The following is a 16806-nucleotide window of genomic DNA, read 5'->3' as shown; positions in this document are numbered from 1 at the left end:
CGAGTCCCGTCAACCGCGCCATTTTCCATTCTTTCATGATATCGATACATTGTTGAATGGTTCTGGCCGTCTTTGTGAGGCCACACCAAAGGGCTCAAGCCCCATTCAATCAATTGAATAGGGCAGGGTGCCGCGTTTGTCGGGGTCAATGGTCAAGGCGCGCTCCAAGGGCGGCACAGATCTCTGGTGGCAGTTTTTGCGTTCGCAGATGCGACATGAAATGCCAATGGGTTCATAAGCATTCGGGTTTTTCACATCCAAATCATCGGCATAGACCAAATCGGACGCGTGACTTATCTCGCAGCCCAGCCCAATCGCATAGCGTCGCACTGGCGCATGAAAAGATCCGCCAGATTTAGACACGTCACGCGCAATCGATAGATAGCGCACGCCATCGGGTGTTTCCGCCAATTGGCGCAAGAATCGACCCGGTGTTTCAAAGGCTTGGTGTACGTTCCACAAGGGGCAGGCGCCGCCGTAGCGCGCGAATTGAAGCCGTGTAGACGAGTGCCGCTTGGTGATGGTGCCGGCTTGATCCACGCGCACGAAATAGAATGGGATGCCTTTTGCGCCGACGCGTTGCAGTGTGGACAGGCGATGCCCGACTTGTTCGATTGAGGCCCCAAAGCGGTCCCCGAGCATTTCAAGATCATGGCGTGTCTCGCCTGCTGCCGCCAAAAAGTCGGTGTAGGGAAGCAAGGCCGCACCAGCAAAGTAATTGGCCAAGCCAATGCGGGCAATTTTACGCGCGTCTTCTGTGTGAAAACGCGCCAAATCCAATGTCGCATCCAGCAAATCATTCTGCGTTAGCAGCGCCAATTGGTGAAGAATTTGAAAGCTTTGCGTGGCCTTTGATGTGCGTGCGCATAGCGATAGAATGCCTCGTTCTTTGTCAAAATGGCGCACGTTGTCTGAATTGTAGCGGACGTGGATGCCTTGTGATTTTAAAACGTCAGTTGCGGCAACTGACGCGTCGCGCGTTTGTCCGTTCGGGCTGGAAAAATGTTCTGCCGCACGATCGATGGAATCAATATAATTGTCGCAATAGTGAAAGAAGTCACGGACCTCTTCCCACGGCGATGGGCGGGCGGGGCTGTCGTCGCGACCCAACGCGTCATCGAGTGAGGCCAATCGTTCTGAGCCCTGTCTGTAGGCGCTGTGCAGTTTTAGAAATGCTCGCGCAAGTGCAGGTGCGTTGCTTGCTGCCAGACGTAAGTCAGCCAAAGGTGGTGCGCCGTCGGAGAAAACCGGATCGGCCAGCGCCTCGCGCATGTCTGTAACCATGCGTTCGGCATCCCCTGTTGACAGTTCTGTCACGTCAAAGCCGAATTCTTGCGCCAAGGCCAAAACAACGCCTGTCGACACGGGGCGATTATTGTTTTCCATTTGGTTGAGGTAGGGCAAAGACACCCCGAGCTTTTCCGCAAATGCCCGTTGGGTCAGTCCCAAACGGGTGCGCGTTTCGCGTAGCTTTGCGCCAGCGTAGAGTTTCTGCTGAGCCATGGGACCTCACATATTTGCATGTTTGCGTATGTCTAGCATCGCTTTTGCAAACCTAGTGCGCAAGGGGAAGTCTTTGGTCTGCAGTGCGACTTATGTACGCTTTCAGTCTGTCCCGCGCGAGGAGCCTTGCTTTACAGGCTTAAGGCGCGCTCCCTACGGATAACCCAAACAATGGCTATGATGCTCAGTAGGGACACTATCATCATAATCATCAACAGGGGTAGGATACCGTGATCCACGGACATAAATGTTCCCGCAAAAGCCGATAAGGCTGCGCCACCGCCGATCATCATCGCGCCGCCAAGGCCCGCGGCGGTGCCAGTCAGCTTTGGGCGCACTGACATGGATCCTGTGATGGCGTTGGGCAGTGTCAAACCGTTGCCAAAGCCAAGCGGGATCATGAACGCAAAGAACCAAAAGGCTGTGATGTGGTCCGTGTAAATGAACAAGGCGCATAGGGTAATGCTAGTAAAGGGGATCAAGGTGCCGATGAGGCACATATTGTTCATGCCGATTCGCACCGAGTAGCGTGCGGAAAGGAAGTTGCCAAAAAAGTATCCGATGGCGGGGGCACCAATCCCCATGCCGAGGGCGGCCTCAGAAATGCCAAAAATCTGCACACCAACAAACGGCGCGCCGCCCAAAAAGGCAAAAAACGCGCCAGAGGCAAGGGCAGAACACAGGGCGTATCCCAAAAATCGTTGTGATGTCAGTAGGTCAGGAAAGCCTTTTGCCATATCAAGAAACGATCCGCTGGATGTCGGCGCGGTTTCTCCCATGTCGAAATAAAGTAACGCAAGCAAACCTAAGCCAGATATCAACAGCAACCAAAATGTGCTTTCCCAGCCAAAAGCCATAGCCAAAAATCCGCCAACTGTTGGTGCGATCATCGGCACCAAAGACATGCCCATGGTCACATAGGCCATCATCTTGGCGGCGATTGCGCCGGGGTAGACGTCGCGCACGACAGCGCGTGACAACACCATCGCTGTGACCACGCCCGCTTGCGCGCCGCGTAGGATCAAAAACATCTGAATCGTGGTGGCCTGCATTGCGGCATAGGTGGCAATGATAAACAAAACTACGCCAACAAGGGCGACAGGGCGCCTGCCAAAGCGGTCTGACATCGGTCCGACGATCAGTTGCAAAGCTGCGTTCATGCCCATGAAAACGCCAATGGACAGCTGCATATACGCGTAATTTGTACCGAAATATTCGGTCATTTCTGGCAAAGCGGGTAAAAATACGTTCATCGTCATGGCGGAAATCCCAGCCATGAGCACCAATGTTAGAATATGTGGCGGTGTGGTTCGGTCTAAAAAGCGGATTTTTGAATGTGTGTTCATTGGCTCACAATAGAAGCGAAAGGGCGGACGTCTACCGCAATCTTGGCGCGCATTTGCACAGGGGTTCGTCATGTTTGCGCCATCTGTTGCCTTGATCTGATTTGCGACTTTGCAATTAGCGCAAGGCCGCCTTTGCATCCTTTGCAAATCTGCCAAACTTTGCTTTGTTCGCGCTGATCACGCAGCTAAGGTGGGATAAGCCGAAGAGGAGCCTACCTGTGAAAGATATCATTCAAGAACTTCATGATCGTCGGTCTGACGCCCGTTTGGGCGGGGGGCAACGCCGTATCGACGCACAGCACGCCAAAGGTAAGCTGACAGCGCGCGAACGGGTCGAGCTTTTGCTGGACGAAGGCAGTTTCGAAGAATTTGACATGTTCAAAACCCATCGCTGTACCGATTTCGGTATGGAAAAATCCAAGCCTGCGGGTGATGGGGTGATCACAGGTTGGGGCACAATCAATGGCCGTATGGTCTATGTGTTCTCTCAAGATTTTACGGTGTTCGGCGGCTCTTTGTCTGAAACGCACGCGGAAAAAATCTGCAAGATTATGGATATGGCGATGCAAAACGGCGCGCCCGTGATCGGCATCAATGATTCCGGCGGCGCGCGTATTCAAGAAGGTGTGGCGTCTTTGGCGGGCTACGCCGAAGTGTTTCAGCGCAATATCATGGCGTCTGGCGTTGTGCCGCAAATCTCTGTGATCATGGGGCCCTGTGCTGGCGGTGCGGTTTATTCGCCTGCCATGACGGACTTTATTTTCATGGTGAAAGACACGTCCTATATGTTTGTGACTGGTCCTGATGTGGTGAAAACAGTCACCAACGAAGTGGTCACCGCTGAGGAACTGGGCGGTGCGTCCACCCATACCAAAAAATCATCCGTTGCAGATGGCGCTTTTGAGAATGACGTGGAAACCTTGATCGAAGTGCGTCGCTTGATCGATTTTTTGCCGCAAAACAATCGCGAAAAAGCGCCTGTGCGTCCGTTCTTTGATGATCCCGCGCGCATTGATTTGTCGCTTGATACGATCATTCCTGATAACGCGAACACGCCCTACGATATGAAGGAAGTGATTCATAAAGTTGTCGATGAGGGTGATTTTTATGAAATCCAAGCCGAACATGCCAAAAATATAATCACAGGCTTTGCCCGCATAGAAGGTCAAACCATCGGCGTTGTGGCGAACCAACCCATGGTGCTTGCGGGCTGTCTTGATATTGACAGTTCCAAAAAAGCCGCGCGGTTTGTGCGGTTTTGTGATGCCTTTGAAATTCCTGTTCTGACACTTGTGGATGTGCCTGGGTTCTTGCCTGGCACCAGCCAAGAATACGGTGGCGTTATCAAACACGGTGCCAAGCTTTTGTTTGCTTATGGCGAGGCAACCGTCCCGAAAGTCACTGTTATTACACGCAAAGCTTATGGTGGAGCTTATGACGTGATGGCGTCCAAACATCTGCGTGGTGATTTTAATTATGCGTGGCCAACCGCAGAGATCGCGGTCATGGGCGCCAAAGGGGCGACTGAAATTATCCACCGTGGTGACTTGAATGACGCGGAAAAAATCGCGGCTCATACGGTTGATTACGAAGACCGCTTTGCCAATCCATTCGTCGCCGCAGAGCGCGGATTTATCGATGAGGTGATCCAGCCGCAATCCACGCGCAAACGTGTGGCGCGGGCTTTTGCGTCACTTCGCAATAAAAAGCTCGAAAATCCATGGAAGAAGCACGACAATATCCCTCTGTAATTTGGGATAATGTGAGGACACCATGGGAAAAACTGGAATGCATCAACAGTGGCATATGCTGCGCGCGGACGACGGAGTGCTCACGCTGTCTCGTCGTTTGCCCGCACGCTTTGATTTCTCGGCGAAAACCGTGATTTCAGGCGGTGCAAACCTGCGAAAAGGGCGTATGGCCACGCAGGTGCGTCAAGACATGTGGCGCGTGTTGCAATCCTTGCGTGGCTTTGCGCCTGTGGTGCAGGTCAAAGTGCAAGGTGATGATTTGGAAATCACCGCAGGCGGCGCTGTTGCTGGGCGTTTTCCGAAGCTGCGATCCGAAACTTTGGTGTCTGATGTTTTGGAATGCCCTGATCGTCGCGCCAGATGGGTGCGCAGTGCGCGGAGGGCCGCAGCATGAAAGTTGCATTGTTTCTTGCGCTGACAGTCGCCGCCGCAGCATCGGCCCATGCCGATCTGACGCCACGGGAATTGGATGTTATCACTGTCCCCTCTGGCCAGCCGGTCACGTTTTTTGAAAGCTTGCTGGATCGTCCTGCCACAGGGCTGACAGCGCGCTTTCGTTTCGTTGCGCCTGAATTGCCGCAAACGCTGGCTGCCTTGAGCTATGATGAACTTGAGGCTGATCTGGCCTATTTGTGCGATACCTATGCGATGCCACGCATCGCGGCCCCCGTGCCGTCGGTGATCGTTATTTCTTTGTCCGAGCGCGAAACTGTTTTCGGATCCATCGAACAAGATGTGGCACAGGTGTTTGAGGCCTACCGCCCAGCGGGCACAGTCTGCGAATGGGAGGCGTTTTAAAATGGCACCTAAGTTTCATTTGTTTGACAAAGGCCCACGCCCTGTCGCGCCGTTTTCCCATGCGGTCGAAGACGATGGTTGGGTGATTTTGACGGGGCAAATGCCCACCGATCCGAATGCCCCAGATGCGCCTTTGCCAGATGGGATCGAAGCACAAACGCGGCGTGTGATGGACAATCTTGCGCTGATATTGGCCGAGTTGGATCTTGATTTAAGTCATGTTGTGCAATGTCGGTGCTTTTTGACCGCATTTGAGCGTGATTACGCGCTGTTCAATGACACCTACAAAAGTTATTTCCTCGAAGGCCAGCTTCCGGCACGCACCACGGTGGGCGTGACCGCTCTGGCTGTTGGCGCATTGGTCGAAATCGACCTGATCGCGCGCAGACCGCAGGAGAACGCATAACATGCCACCCAAAGATTACATGCCCAAACACAAGGGTTTTCCCGGGCGCTTTCCCGGCTCGGATTATCAATTTACGTTGCGCCGCGCCAATCCAAAAGGCGTGACGCCGCTCAAAGCGTTAGAGCGTTTCAAAGATCGCAAGCCTGTCGACAAACGCGTGGATGCGGCCTTTCTCACTGCGATTTGGGAAATGTTCGGCGATCAACCGTTCGAACGCGGTAATTTGGATGCGGGGCGTTTGTCATGGTTTTGGGGGCGTGAAATCGTGCCCGCTGATCCTGACAATTTTGATCCTGCCTCTTACGAGGCGCTGATCCAAGTCAATGTCAAGATTGCCCAAGTGACGTTCCCTGATTTGTTCGTGGCAGATGATCCCTTTGATGCAGATGCTGAAACCGATGAGGAGCCTTGGTAGGATGCGCGGATTGTCGCTGTCATATGACGTCATTGCGCAAAAGTTTGCCCGTGCTGGGGGGGCTTTTGACGCAAAGCTTGCGTGTTTGATAGCGGTCTTTCATTCTATTGATATCCGGTGCGCTTCGAACATTGCGCGCTCAGATACACGACGTTCTTACGACCCTTCCCTTGGGGCAAGGATTGCACCCGATGCGTGCGGTCCTTGCCTTCTTTCTTTTTCTTTCGGTGATGCTGCGCGTTTTGCGCCGCCTTTCGCCGAAACTGTTCGTGTCTGTGGATTTTACTTTTCTCGAACTGCTTTTTTTGGCAGAGTGAAAGTAAGTGCAACACAACAAAGAGCAGTAAAATCATGCGCAAATCACTTCTTACATTCGCCCTCATCTCAGTCACAGCCCTTGCCGGTTGTTTGGACAACGACGCAGAACGCGCCATCGCGGGTGGTCTTGCTGGCGCACTTGTTGCGGATGCGACGGGTGGCAGTGCGGCCGTTGGCGCGCTTGGCGGCGCTGCTGCTGGCGCACTGTGCGACGACGCAGGCGTTTGTCGCTAAAAAACAGTCTACAGATTTGGCTTTGAGTGCGCTGTTTGGCGGACTTGGGCGTAATGAAAAACAAGGTTTCCGAGCTGGCCAGCTCGGGAGCCTTTTTTCATGCGCATGATTTGAAATACCATCGCTGGCCGCGCCACTGTGTGTGCTGGGCAATCGATACGAAGAAAGAAAAAGGGAGAGCACATGTTTGACAAGATTCTGATCGCCAACCGAGGTGAAATCGCTTGCCGTGTCATAAAATCCGCGCAGAAAATGGGGATCAAAACCGTCGCCATTTATTCAGATGCTGACAAAAATGCGCTGCATGTGAAAATGGCGGATGAAGCGGTTCACATCGGGCCTGCGCCAGCCAACCAATCCTATATCGTGATTGAAAAGGTTTTGGAGGCTGTACGCCAGACTGGCGCGCAAGCTGTGCATCCTGGTTATGGGTTCTTGTCTGAGAATGCCAAATTTGCCGAGGCGTTGAAAGCTGAAGGCGTGGCCTTTATCGGGCCTCCTGTGGGCGCGATTGAAGCTATGGGCGACAAAATCACGTCGAAAAGACTCGCACAGGACGCCAATGTCAGCACCGTTCCGGGATATATGGGGTTGATCGAGAACGCTGACGAAGCCGTGAAAATCTCTAGCGAAATCGGCTATCCTGTGATGATCAAAGCCTCCGCGGGTGGCGGCGGCAAGGGCATGCGCGTGGCCTATAATGACGCTGAGGCGCGCGAAGGGTTTCAATCGTCCAAAAACGAGGCCGCGTCATCCTTTGGCGATGATCGTATTTTTATTGAGAAATTCGTCACCCAGCCGCGCCACATCGAAATTCAAGTGCTTTGCGATACTCATGGCAATGGCATTTACTTGCAAGAACGCGAATGCTCGATCCAACGCCGCAATCAAAAAGTGATTGAGGAAGCGCCAAGTCCGTTTTTGGACGCGGCCACCCGCAAAGCCATGGGCGAACAGGCTGTCGCTTTGGCGCAAGCGGTGGATTACGCCTCAGCTGGGACTGTGGAATTTATCGTCGATGGCGACCGCAATTTCTACTTTCTTGAAATGAACACCCGCTTGCAGGTGGAACACCCAGTGACCGAGTTGATCACCGGTATCGATTTGGTCGAACAGATGATCAATATCGCCGCAGGCGCGCCTTTGGGCATCCAACAAGAAGACGTGCAAATGAATGGCTGGGCAATGGAAAGCCGTTTGTACGCCGAAGATCCTTACCGCAATTTCTTGCCCTCCATCGGCCGTTTGAGCAAATATCGCCCGCCTGCCGAAAGCGTCTCAGATACCCATATTGTGCGCAATGACACAGGCGTTTTTGAGGGCGGCGAGATTTCGATGTATTACGATCCGATGATCGCGAAACTCTGCACTTGGGCACCAACGCGCGCCGAAGCTATTGATCACATGAGCGATGCTTTGGATGCGTTCGAGATCGAAGGTATCGGGCATAACCTGCCGTTTTTGTCTGCCGTTATGGATCACCCGCGCTTTGTCTCTGGCAATATCACCACCGCCTTTATCGAAGAAGAATACCCCGACGGGTTTGAAGGTGCTGTGCTGAGTGATGCGCAACTGCGCAAAATCGCGGCAGCCAGTGCGGCGATGTACCGTGTCGCTGAAATTCGTCGCACGCGCATTTCTGGCCGTATGGACAACCACGAACGCATTGTTGGCTCTGACTGGGTTGTGCAGATCGGTGATCAAGAATTCCCTGTCAGCATCGAGGCCGATAAAACCGGATCGAACGTCACGCTGGGCGATCAGCTGATGCGCGTTGAAAGCGCTTGGGTGCCAGGGCAAACCTTGGCTGTGGTTGCGATTGATGGCGCAAAGGTGACGTTGAAAGTGGGCAAAGTGGCAGGCGGTTTCCGCATCCGCAATCGTGGTGCCGACCTCACAGTCTACGTGCGCAGTCCGCGTGCGGCAGAATTGTCAAAGCACATGCTTGAAAAAGTACCTGCGGACACGTCCAAATTGCTGCTGTGCCCAATGCCTGGGTTGATCGTGGGCGTTGATGTGGCTGTTGGCGATGAAATCCAAGAAGGGCAAACGCTATGCACTGTTGAGGCGATGAAAATGGAAAACATCCTGCGTGCAGAGCGCAAAGGCGTGGTGTCCAAAATCAACGCCAACGCGGGTGACAGCTTGGCAGTCGACGAAGTGATCATGGAGTTTGAATAATCTCTTGGCCTACAAAGCTATGCCAATCCTCAGGCTCAAAGCCTCGCACGTGACCGCAGCCTATCGTGCGGCCTGTGCGGCGTCTTTGATGTCTTGGATTTCTTGCTGGCGTAGCGGTGTTTTGTCGATGGCGCGTGTCAGTTCACGCAAATCCCACGGGTCGGGTTTGCGCAACAACACAGTGCCGTCTTTATCGACCACCACCAAAGCAAAGCCACGCGGACGCAGTGTTTTGCGCACGTCGCTCAACGTATCAGAATTGGTGTCCGTCAGCACGACAATATCACGCTCGAACAATCGCTCGGGTCGCTCTGCCAGCAGATCCATTTGTTGGCGAAAACTGGGATCAAGTGGACTGTCGGCAAAGACCGCCACGACGCGGTTGATCCACTTGAAATCCGCCAAACTTACGCCCTCTGCATCTTGCGACAGGGGCGCCAAAACTGGTGTCTCTTGTGCAAAGGCTGCGGGCGCGACATTGATTAGAACTGCGCCTAGGGCGCTGAGAAATATGTGTTTCATCGATCCTCCGGTCCCTGTCTATATAGGGCCCTTTGCAGGATTTACCAAGATTACCACCAAGTGTTTTGCTGCAATGGCCCTGCAGTCACACATGTTTGAAAGGGACCTCTCATGACCGATAGAAAACTCTGGACTGATCTTGCCAGCAAAGAGCTTCGCGGCAAGCCTGTGGACAGCCTCGCGTGGGAAACGCTGGAAGGCATCACGGTCAAGCCACTCTATGACGAAGATGACATCAAAGACTTGCCCCATCTTGGCAACACGCCTGGGGAGGCGCCGTTTACGCGGGGCGTGAAAGCGACGATGTACGCAGGACGCCCTTGGACCATTCGCCAATACGCGGGCTTTTCCACGGCAGAAGAATCAAACGCCTTTTATCGCAAAGCACTGGATGCGGGCCAACAGGGCGTGTCGGTTGCTTTCGATTTGGCCACCCACCGTGGCTATGACAGTGATCATCCGCGTGTTGAGGGCGATGTCGGCAAGGCAGGTGTGGCGATCGACAGCGTGGAAGACATGAAAATTCTATTTGACGGTATTCCGCTGGATAAAGTGTCCGTGTCAATGACCATGAATGGCGCGGTGATCCCGATTTTGGCGTCTTTCATCGTCACTGGTGAAGAGCAAGGCCACGACAAAGCGCAGCTCGCGGGCACCATTCAAAACGACATTCTCAAAGAATTTATGGTGCGCAACACTTATATTTATCCGCCTGAACCCTCGATGCGGATCATCGCAGATATCATTGAATATACCGCCAATGAGATGCCGAAATTCAACTCGATTTCGATTTCCGGCTACCATATGCAAGAAGCAGGCGCGAATTTGGTACAAGAGCTGGCGTTCACTTTGGCCGACGGGCGCGAATATGTACGCACCGCGATCAAGGCGGGTATGGATGTGGACAAATTCGCCCCACGTCTGTCGTTCTTCTTTGCCATTGGCATGAACTTTTTCATGGAAGCGGCCAAGCTGCGTGCGGCGCGTTTGTTGTGGACGCGGGTGATGGATGAGTTCGAGCCCAAGTCAGAAAAATCCAAAATGTTGCGCACCCATTGCCAAACCTCTGGCGTGTCGCTGCAAGAGCAAGACCCTTACAACAACGTGATCCGCACTGCATATGAGGCGATGTCAGCGGCTTTGGGGGGCACGCAGTCTTTGCACACCAATGCGCTTGATGAAGCCATCGCTTTGCCGACTGAATTTTCTGCTCGCATCGCGCGCAACACCCAACTGATCTTACAAGAAGAGACAGGCATCACCAATGTCGTCGATCCGCTGGCGGGCTCTTATTACGTCGAAAGCCTGACCGCTGAATTGGCAGATAAAGCTTGGGCCTTGATGGAAGAGGTCGAAGACATGGGCGGCATGACCAAGGCGGTTAACACGGGTATGCCGAAACTGCGCATCGAGGAATCTGCCGCCAAACGCCAAGCTTTGATTGATCGTGGCACTGAGGTGATCGTGGGCGTGAACAAATACCGTAAAGACAATGAAGATCCGATTGATATCTTAGATGTCGACAATGTCGCTGTGCGCTTGAGCCAAATGGCGCGGCTTGAGAAAATCCGCGAAACGCGGGACGATGCCTTGGTGTCAGAAACTCTGTCCGATCTGGAAGCGGCGGCGCAAACTGGCAAAGGCAATCTTTTAACCTTGGCGGTCGAGGCCGCACGGGCACGGGCCACTGTTGGGGAAATTTCTATGGCAATGGAAAAATCATTTGGGCGTCACCGCGCAGAAGTGAAAACTTTGGCGGGCGTATATGGTGCTGCCTATGAAGGCGACGCAGGTTTTGCGCAAATCCAAGCCGACGTTGAAGCCTTCGCGGAGAAAGAGGGCCGTCGCCCCCGTATGCTGGTGGTTAAAATGGGCCAAGACGGTCACGATCGCGGCGCGAAAGTCATAGCGACCGCCTTTGCCGATATCGGCTTTGACGTCGATGTGGGGCCTTTGTTCCAAACTCCAGCCGAGGCCGCACAAGATGCCATCGATAATGATGTGCATATCATCGGAATTTCGTCACAGGCGGCAGGGCATAAAACGCTCGCACCGAAATTGATCAATGAACTCAAAGCGCAAGGGGCAGGGGACATTATTGTAATTTGTGGCGGAGTCATTCCGCAGCAAGATTATGCCTTTTTGAAAGAGGCGGGGGTCAAAGCGATCTTTGGGCCCGGCACCAATATCCCGGTGGCTGCGCGTGAAATTCTGGAATTGATTGGCAACGCGAAAGCATAAAAAATGGGCATGAGGGAGTGCAGACCCTTTTGTACTTTTCATTCTCTTGCTAGAGGGGCACCATACCCGAAAACGGCGCTTCGTTGCTGCCGTTCGATTAAGCATATTATTTTTGGTGACCCATGCCGTATGAATTAGACCACTTGGTGGTCTGCGCTTCCGAATTAAACCAAGGACGCCTTTGGGCGGAAGGGCTTTTGGATGTGCCTTTGGAATCCCGTGGCACCCATGCGCTTATGGGCACGCAGAATCACATCGCACGCCTTGATGTTGGGTCATATTTCGAAGTGATTTCTGTCGATCCTGATGCCCCAAAGCCCGATCATGCGCGTTGGTTCGGATTGGACGATTTCGGCGGTGGGCCAAAGCTGTCAAATTGGGTGATCCGCTGTGATGATTTGGATGAAGCGTGGGAACGCGCACCTGCCACAGTGGGGCGAATTATGTCGTTCGAACGCGGTGATTATGCGTGGCGTATGTTGGTGCCTGACGATGGAAAGCCCTTGTTCGACGGGTGCTTTCCGACCTTTATTGAATGGCAATCATCGCACCCTACAGTACAGCTGCCGCACCGAGACCTACGGTTGCGTCGTTTGAAATTGACCCACCCAAACGCAACTGATTTGCGTGCAGCACTTGCACCTTTTGTCGAAGCGATGGAAAAGGTCTCGATTGGCGAAGGCGCTGTGGCGTCATTACAAGCCGAAATTGGATCAGCCTCAGGGGAGATTTGGATCGCATGACACTTCGTACGGCAACACCCGCAGATGCGCAGGCCATCAAGGCAATCATGAAACCTGTGGTCGAGGGCTCGACAGCAACCTTTTCATCGGTGGAACGTAGCGTCGAAGACTGGGCCACTTTGATTGAGGCTCGCCTCAAAGATGGGCGCGCATTTTATGTGGCGGAAGTTGACGGTAAGGTGGCCGGATACGCCACCTATGAACAGTTTCGCAGTTCGAACAACGGCTACCGGCATACAATGGAGCATTCCGTTTACCTAAGTGATGCCGCGCAGGGACGTGGATATGGGCGTATTTTGCTGATCACCATCGAAGAACATGCCCGCGAGGCGGGGCATAAATCGATGATCGGCGTGATTGATGCCGACAACACGGCCTCCATCGCGTTTCACGAGGCGCTTGGGTACAAAGAGGTTGGTCGCATTCCGCAGTCTGGTTTTAAATTTGATCGCTGGCTGGATGCACTTTTCATGCAAAAGATGCTGTGAATTTCAGCGTATCTGCGCCTGTGGCAATCCGTCATGAGTTTGTGACCTGACAGTCTTTCGTCTTTTCGCTAAGGTCTTTTCATGTCCATTTGGTTCCGCATATTAGACGCCATCGCGGCGTTGCGCGCTGGCGAAAGCCTGTCTGCCGTTTTTGATCGTCTGCGATCTGAACCCGAACAACGCGTGGGTTTTGCCATTGCTGTGATCGCTTTAGGGGCAAAAATGGCCAAGGCCGACGGGCAAGTGACACGCGACGAAGTCACGGCTTTTCGCGAAGTTTTCGATATTTCCAGCGAAGATGAAGCCGCAGCGGGGCGTGTGTTCAACCTTGCCCGCCAAGATGTTGCAGGGTTCGAAGATTACGCCAAACGGGTGAAATCCATGTATGGCGACAATTGTACGCCGCTGCTGGATCTGTTGGACGGGCTGTTTCACATCGCAATGGCGGATGGCGAATATCACCCGAATGAGGATGCATTTTTACACCGTGTGGCTGAGATTTTCGAAATCAGTGATCGTAAATTTCGTATCATTCGGGCGCGCTTTGTGCCTGATGCCGAACGTGATCCCTATGATATTTTAGGCGTGGACCCGAACATGGCTATTGAGGATATCAAAATGGCCTATAAAGGGCTTGTTCGTGAAACGCACCCTGACAAAATGATCGCACGTGGGGTGCCTCAAGAAGCGGTACAGATGGCGACGCGACGCTTGGCAGAGATTAACGGCGCGTGGGATGATATCGCTTTGGAACGCGCAAGCTAGTGCGCATTGCCACGTACAATGTGGAATGGTTCGACGCGCTGTTTGATGCACAAGGCAGGCCGCTGTTGGATGGCGCTTGGTCGCGGCGTCATGATGTTAAGCGCATTGATCAATTACATGCATTGGCAAAGGTGTTCAGGACACTGGACGCTGATGCGATCATGGTTATTGAAGCGCCAGATACATCGCGCAAGCGTGACACAGTGCAAGCCCTTGAACAATTTGCGGATTTTTCAGGCATACGCGCCCGCGCCGTCACAACCGGCTTTCTCAATGATACCCAACAAGAAATCGCGCTGCTCTATGATCCGTTAATTTTGCGAGCCAAGCACGATCCGCGCGGGATACCGGTGGAGGATGCGGGGCGAGATGATCTGGATGGTCGCCCCCCGATGTTCAACTCAGTCTATCATCTCGATATTGACACTGATATGAGCCGCGATCCCATTGCCTTTTCCAAGCCTCCGTTAGAATTGGCCATGCAAGTGCGTGCGACTGGGTTTGCCTTTCGGATGATTGGCGTCCATGTGAAATCAAAAGCGCCCCATGGTGCACGGAGCCGCGATGAGGAAATTCGTATTTCCATCGAAAACCGTCGAAAACAGCAGGCACAATGCATTTGGTTACGTGAACGGATCGAGCAGCATTTGAGTGCAGGCGATCCATTGATTGTGCTTGGGGACTTTAACGATGGACCTGGGCTGGATGAATTCGAAGCCTTGTTCGGGCGTTCAGGTCTGGAGATTGTGATTGGTGAAGGGGTGGGGCGCAGGGCGGAAGATCATCGTTTGTTTGATCCCCATGCGCGGATGGCGATGGCCCCACGTGCCAGTGCCGCGCCCACCACATCACGGTTCTTCATTCGGCATGAAAATCGATATCTATCAGCTTTGTTAGATTATATCATGGTGTCAAAAGACTTGGCACCAAAGGGCAGATGGCGGATTTGGCATCCTTTTGATGATCGCGCATGCTACGAGGATGTCGCATTGCGTGAAGCTTTGCTGACCGCATCCGACCATTTTCCAGTGACTTTGGATTTGGATCTCATGACTGGAAATTTGGACACAAAGAATGGATGAAACCTGAACTCAGAAGCTGTATACAGGAAATATGAAACATATTTTGCGTCACATCCCTTTTGTCATTTTTGTTTTGCCGAGCTTGGCATGGGCTGATGACAGCCCGCAAGCTCCGACAGATACGCCCATGTCGGAAGGGTTTGAACTGCTGCGCGAGGGGGCGGAGCTGCTGATGCAGGATCTTTTTGATGGTCTGGAGCCTGCGCTGAAAGGGTTTGAATCCTTCGCACTTGAGCTTGATGCTTACGCACCGCCAGTAATGTTGCCCAATGGCGACATCATCATTCGGCGTAAAACTTTAGCAGAGGACGATATGGGAACGCCGGCCGCGCCAGTGCCACCCCTTCCACGCCCGCGCGTTGAAATTGACCCTATGCCTGATGACGATATCGAAATTTAGCTTCTGGCGTGCTTGATCTGTGTGTTTGCACCAAGAGACGACGCCAAGGACATAAATCGCGCCTCTGACACTTCGCCAAACAGATCTATTGCCTGTGGACGCAGGGTCAAAATCAGTTCTTTTTTCTTTGGAAAATAGCTTAGCTTTGCGATCTCGTCAGGTGCATCCACGGCGATCATCGCGCCAAAGCGCATGGCTTTGCCAAGCACTTCTGCGTTTTGAATTTCCTTGTCTGACAGCATCTCAATGAGCGGCGCAAAGCTTGTGCCTTCGCGAGAGTTTTTATAACGGTGCAATAAGGCAAGACCTAAGAACACACGTTCCTTATGTGTCAGCCCGCCAAGATTGGCGCGTGTCGCATTGTCAAAACACACTTCAGCGCGATAATCGGGATGCGCGCGCCATGTCACATCATGTAACAAACAAGCGGCGCGGATGAGGCGCATTTTATTGTAATCGCGAGCCTTAAAAATAGGCTCGATAAACCGGTGCAACCGCTTGCCAACACCGGGGATCCGTGCGTCTTTTTGTTCGGCAAAACGACAGGCTTCGATAAGCGGATCACGGGCGCGCACAGAGGTCGGCATTTGTTCGTAGAGCATACCTTCGCGGATGCCGTATGATGAAATACAAATTTCCTTTGGCTTAAAGGTCCGTACCAATTGGCGTAGCACTTCTGAAGCAATCGGAACCAAGGCCATGCGCGCAGAGGACGTGCCAGTTTTGGCGCGAATTTCTTCCAGATTGTTTGCGCGAATGTATTGGATTGTCTTGGTCACATCGCGCACAGACATGCGGTATTCGTGCAGGACATGCAGTGGGTATCCGCGTCGTTCCATATCAATACGTGCGATGGCACGCCATGAGCCGCCAACCAAAAAAATGCGCTTATGATCCATCCCCATGGTTTCGGCTAGGTCCGCCATGATGGGTTTGATGTGGTCTTTAATGCCTTTGCGCCCGCCTTTGAGACCTTGCAACTTCAGTGGCCCAAGCGGCGAGGTGATACGTTTGCCGACGTCACCATCGCCGACAACGGCCAATTCCATCGATGATCCACCAATGTCGCAAATCATGCCTTTCGCGTCAGGCCAGCCAAGTAATACACCCTGCGCAGACAGGCGTGCCTCTTCTTCGCCGTCGATAACCCAAAGGCTCAGGCCGGTCTCCTGCAATATTTCCTCCCGAAATGCAGGACCGTCCTGAGCCTCCCGCACTGCAGCCGTGGCAACGGCTGTCAGTGGGGGGATTCCCATACCTTGTGCGAGCTTTTGAAATCGCTTGATCGCCGATAAGGCGCGCGCCTTACCCGTGGGATTCAATAACCCTGTTTCGCGCAGGCCTGCGCCTAAACCACACAAGATTTTCTCATTGTAAAAATACGCGGGGCTACGCGCAGCCCCATCAAACACAACCATACGTACCGAGTTGGACCCGACATCGACGACACCGACACGTGACAAAGCGCGCGCATCTTCGTCTAGGAAAAGCGGGCGACCAAACACGCCCCATTCGTTTTGGGCTGCGGCTTGCGCCTGCGCTGTTACAGGTGTTAGCAAATTGTTTTCCTCGGTGGCTGTGGCGCAGACTGCCAAATCAAGGGCAGTGCTGTC

Annotated in this window: 17 protein-coding genes; 13 read left to right on the top strand and 4 right to left on the bottom strand. The window is 53.2% G+C overall.

All coding sequences use genetic code 11. From position 1 onward, the window contains the following. Positions 1–105 precede the first annotated feature (105 nt). Positions 106–1503, bottom strand: a complete 1398-nt coding sequence (locus KO503_RS15435) for a helix-turn-helix domain-containing protein (protein ID WP_215992450.1) — start codon at positions 1501–1503, stop codon at positions 106–108. Positions 1504–1634: 131 nt separating this feature from the next. Next, a complete protein-coding gene (locus KO503_RS15430) occupies positions 1635–2849 on the bottom strand; it encodes a multidrug effflux MFS transporter (protein ID WP_215992449.1) in 1215 nt (404 codons plus the stop codon). A 218-nt stretch (positions 2850–3067) separates the two neighbouring features. Between KO503_RS15430 and KO503_RS15425 the strand changes: the two genes are divergently transcribed. The 7 genes from KO503_RS15425 (at position 3068) to KO503_RS15395 (ending at position 8952) form a co-directional block, all read left to right on the top strand. Beyond that, the gene (locus KO503_RS15425) at positions 3068–4600 is read left to right on the top strand and encodes an acyl-CoA carboxylase subunit beta (RefSeq protein ID WP_215992448.1); all 1533 of its coding nucleotides are present in this window, start codon (positions 3068–3070) and stop codon (positions 4598–4600) included. A gap of 22 nt (positions 4601–4622) precedes the next feature. Beyond that, positions 4623–4994: a hypothetical protein gene (locus tag KO503_RS15420; RefSeq protein ID WP_252731128.1), complete on the top strand. Its 372-nt coding sequence runs from the start codon at positions 4623–4625 to the stop codon at positions 4992–4994. Then, complete coding sequence (locus tag KO503_RS15415) at positions 4991–5398, top strand: DUF6497 family protein (protein WP_215992447.1); 408 nt, start codon at positions 4991–4993, stop codon at positions 5396–5398. The genes KO503_RS15420 and KO503_RS15415 overlap by 4 nt, the downstream gene beginning before the upstream one ends. 1 nt (position 5399) lies before the next feature. Beyond that, positions 5400–5804 (top strand): RidA family protein, encoded by a 405-nt coding sequence (locus KO503_RS15410; protein WP_215992446.1) that lies wholly within the window; start codon positions 5400–5402, stop codon positions 5802–5804. Positions 5805–5823: 19 nt separating this feature from the next. Next, positions 5824–6219, top strand: a complete 396-nt coding sequence (locus tag KO503_RS15405; protein WP_215992501.1) for a hypothetical protein — start codon at positions 5824–5826, stop codon at positions 6217–6219. Positions 6220–6570: 351 nt separating this feature from the next. After that, entirely contained in the window at positions 6571–6771 is a 201-nt protein-coding gene (locus KO503_RS15400; RefSeq protein WP_215992445.1) for a hypothetical protein, read from the top strand. A 183-nt stretch (positions 6772–6954) separates the two neighbouring features. Continuing rightward, complete coding sequence (locus tag KO503_RS15395) at positions 6955–8952, top strand: acetyl-CoA carboxylase biotin carboxylase subunit (protein WP_215992444.1); 1998 nt, start codon at positions 6955–6957, stop codon at positions 8950–8952. Between the two features lie 60 nt (positions 8953–9012). Here the strand turns inward: KO503_RS15395 and KO503_RS15390 are convergent, their stop codons facing one another. After that, complete coding sequence (locus KO503_RS15390) at positions 9013–9474, bottom strand: DUF4174 domain-containing protein (protein WP_215992443.1); 462 nt, start codon at positions 9472–9474, stop codon at positions 9013–9015. Between the two features lie 111 nt (positions 9475–9585). On the opposite strand from KO503_RS15390, the gene scpA reads away from it, so the two are divergent. The 6 genes from scpA to KO503_RS15360 all read left to right on the top strand — a co-directional run bounded on the left by scpA (position 9586) and on the right by KO503_RS15360 (position 15193). Beyond that, positions 9586–11715: a methylmalonyl-CoA mutase gene (scpA, locus tag KO503_RS15385; RefSeq protein WP_215992442.1), complete on the top strand. Its 2130-nt coding sequence runs from the start codon at positions 9586–9588 to the stop codon at positions 11713–11715. Positions 11716–11837: 122 nt separating this feature from the next. Then, positions 11838–12458, top strand: a complete 621-nt coding sequence (locus KO503_RS15380) for a VOC family protein (protein ID WP_215992441.1) — start codon at positions 11838–11840, stop codon at positions 12456–12458. Continuing rightward, entirely contained in the window at positions 12455–12946 is a 492-nt protein-coding gene (locus KO503_RS15375; RefSeq protein WP_215992440.1) for a GNAT family N-acetyltransferase, read from the top strand. The genes KO503_RS15380 and KO503_RS15375 overlap by 4 nt, the downstream gene beginning before the upstream one ends. Positions 12947–13027: 81 nt before the next feature. Further along, positions 13028–13711, top strand: a complete 684-nt coding sequence (locus KO503_RS15370) for a TerB family tellurite resistance protein (RefSeq protein WP_215992439.1) — start codon at positions 13028–13030, stop codon at positions 13709–13711. Further along, a complete protein-coding gene (locus KO503_RS15365; RefSeq protein WP_215992438.1) occupies positions 13711–14793 on the top strand; it encodes an endonuclease/exonuclease/phosphatase family protein in 1083 nt (360 codons plus the stop codon). Before KO503_RS15370 ends, KO503_RS15365 begins: the two co-directional genes overlap by 1 nt. Before the next feature lie 31 nt (positions 14794–14824). Next, positions 14825–15193 carry a hypothetical protein gene (locus KO503_RS15360; protein ID WP_215992437.1) on the top strand — a complete coding sequence of 123 codons (369 nt, stop codon included), beginning with the start codon at positions 14825–14827 and terminating at the stop codon, positions 15191–15193. Here KO503_RS15360 and KO503_RS15355 read toward each other — a convergent pair. Next, entirely contained in the window at positions 15190–16752 is a 1563-nt protein-coding gene (locus KO503_RS15355; RefSeq protein WP_215992436.1) for a Ppx/GppA family phosphatase, read from the bottom strand. The two genes, KO503_RS15360 and KO503_RS15355, sit on opposite strands and share 4 nt — an antisense overlap. Between the last annotated feature and the right edge of the window lie 54 nt (positions 16753–16806).

It is taken from the genome of Pacificibacter marinus, from assembly GCF_018860505.1.
Classification (GTDB): domain Bacteria; phylum Pseudomonadota; class Alphaproteobacteria; order Rhodobacterales; family Rhodobacteraceae; genus Celeribacter; species Celeribacter marinus_B.
The sequence above is the reverse complement of the archived record's forward strand: the minus strand, read 5'-3'. Positions and strand labels throughout refer to the sequence as shown.

Bases quoted from the DNA above. Each gene is read 5' to 3' on its own strand.
- KO503_RS15435 (WP_215992450.1), bottom strand. From the start codon at position 1,503: ATGGCTCAGCAGAAACTCTACGCTGGCGCAAAGCTACGCGAAACGCGC.
- KO503_RS15430 (WP_215992449.1), bottom strand. From the start codon at position 2,849: ATGAACACACATTCAAAAATCCGCTTTTTAGACCGAACCACACCGCCA.
- KO503_RS15420 (WP_252731128.1), top strand. From the start codon at position 4,623: ATGGGAAAAACTGGAATGCATCAACAGTGGCATATGCTGCGCGCGGAC.
- KO503_RS15415 (WP_215992447.1), top strand. From the start codon at position 4,991: ATGAAAGTTGCATTGTTTCTTGCGCTGACAGTCGCCGCCGCAGCATCG.
- KO503_RS15410 (WP_215992446.1), top strand. From the start codon at position 5,400: ATGGCACCTAAGTTTCATTTGTTTGACAAAGGCCCACGCCCTGTCGCG.
- KO503_RS15405 (WP_215992501.1), top strand. From the start codon at position 5,824: ATGCCCAAACACAAGGGTTTTCCCGGGCGCTTTCCCGGCTCGGATTAT.
- KO503_RS15400 (WP_215992445.1), top strand. From the start codon at position 6,571: ATGCGCAAATCACTTCTTACATTCGCCCTCATCTCAGTCACAGCCCTT.
- KO503_RS15395 (WP_215992444.1), top strand. From the start codon at position 6,955: ATGTTTGACAAGATTCTGATCGCCAACCGAGGTGAAATCGCTTGCCGT.
- KO503_RS15390 (WP_215992443.1), bottom strand. From the start codon at position 9,474: ATGAAACACATATTTCTCAGCGCCCTAGGCGCAGTTCTAATCAATGTC.
- scpA (WP_215992442.1), top strand. From the start codon at position 9,586: ATGACCGATAGAAAACTCTGGACTGATCTTGCCAGCAAAGAGCTTCGC.
- KO503_RS15380 (WP_215992441.1), top strand. From the start codon at position 11,838: ATGCCGTATGAATTAGACCACTTGGTGGTCTGCGCTTCCGAATTAAAC.
- KO503_RS15375 (WP_215992440.1), top strand. From the start codon at position 12,455: ATGACACTTCGTACGGCAACACCCGCAGATGCGCAGGCCATCAAGGCA.
- KO503_RS15370 (WP_215992439.1), top strand. From the start codon at position 13,028: ATGTCCATTTGGTTCCGCATATTAGACGCCATCGCGGCGTTGCGCGCT.
- KO503_RS15360 (WP_215992437.1), top strand. From the start codon at position 14,825: ATGAAACATATTTTGCGTCACATCCCTTTTGTCATTTTTGTTTTGCCG.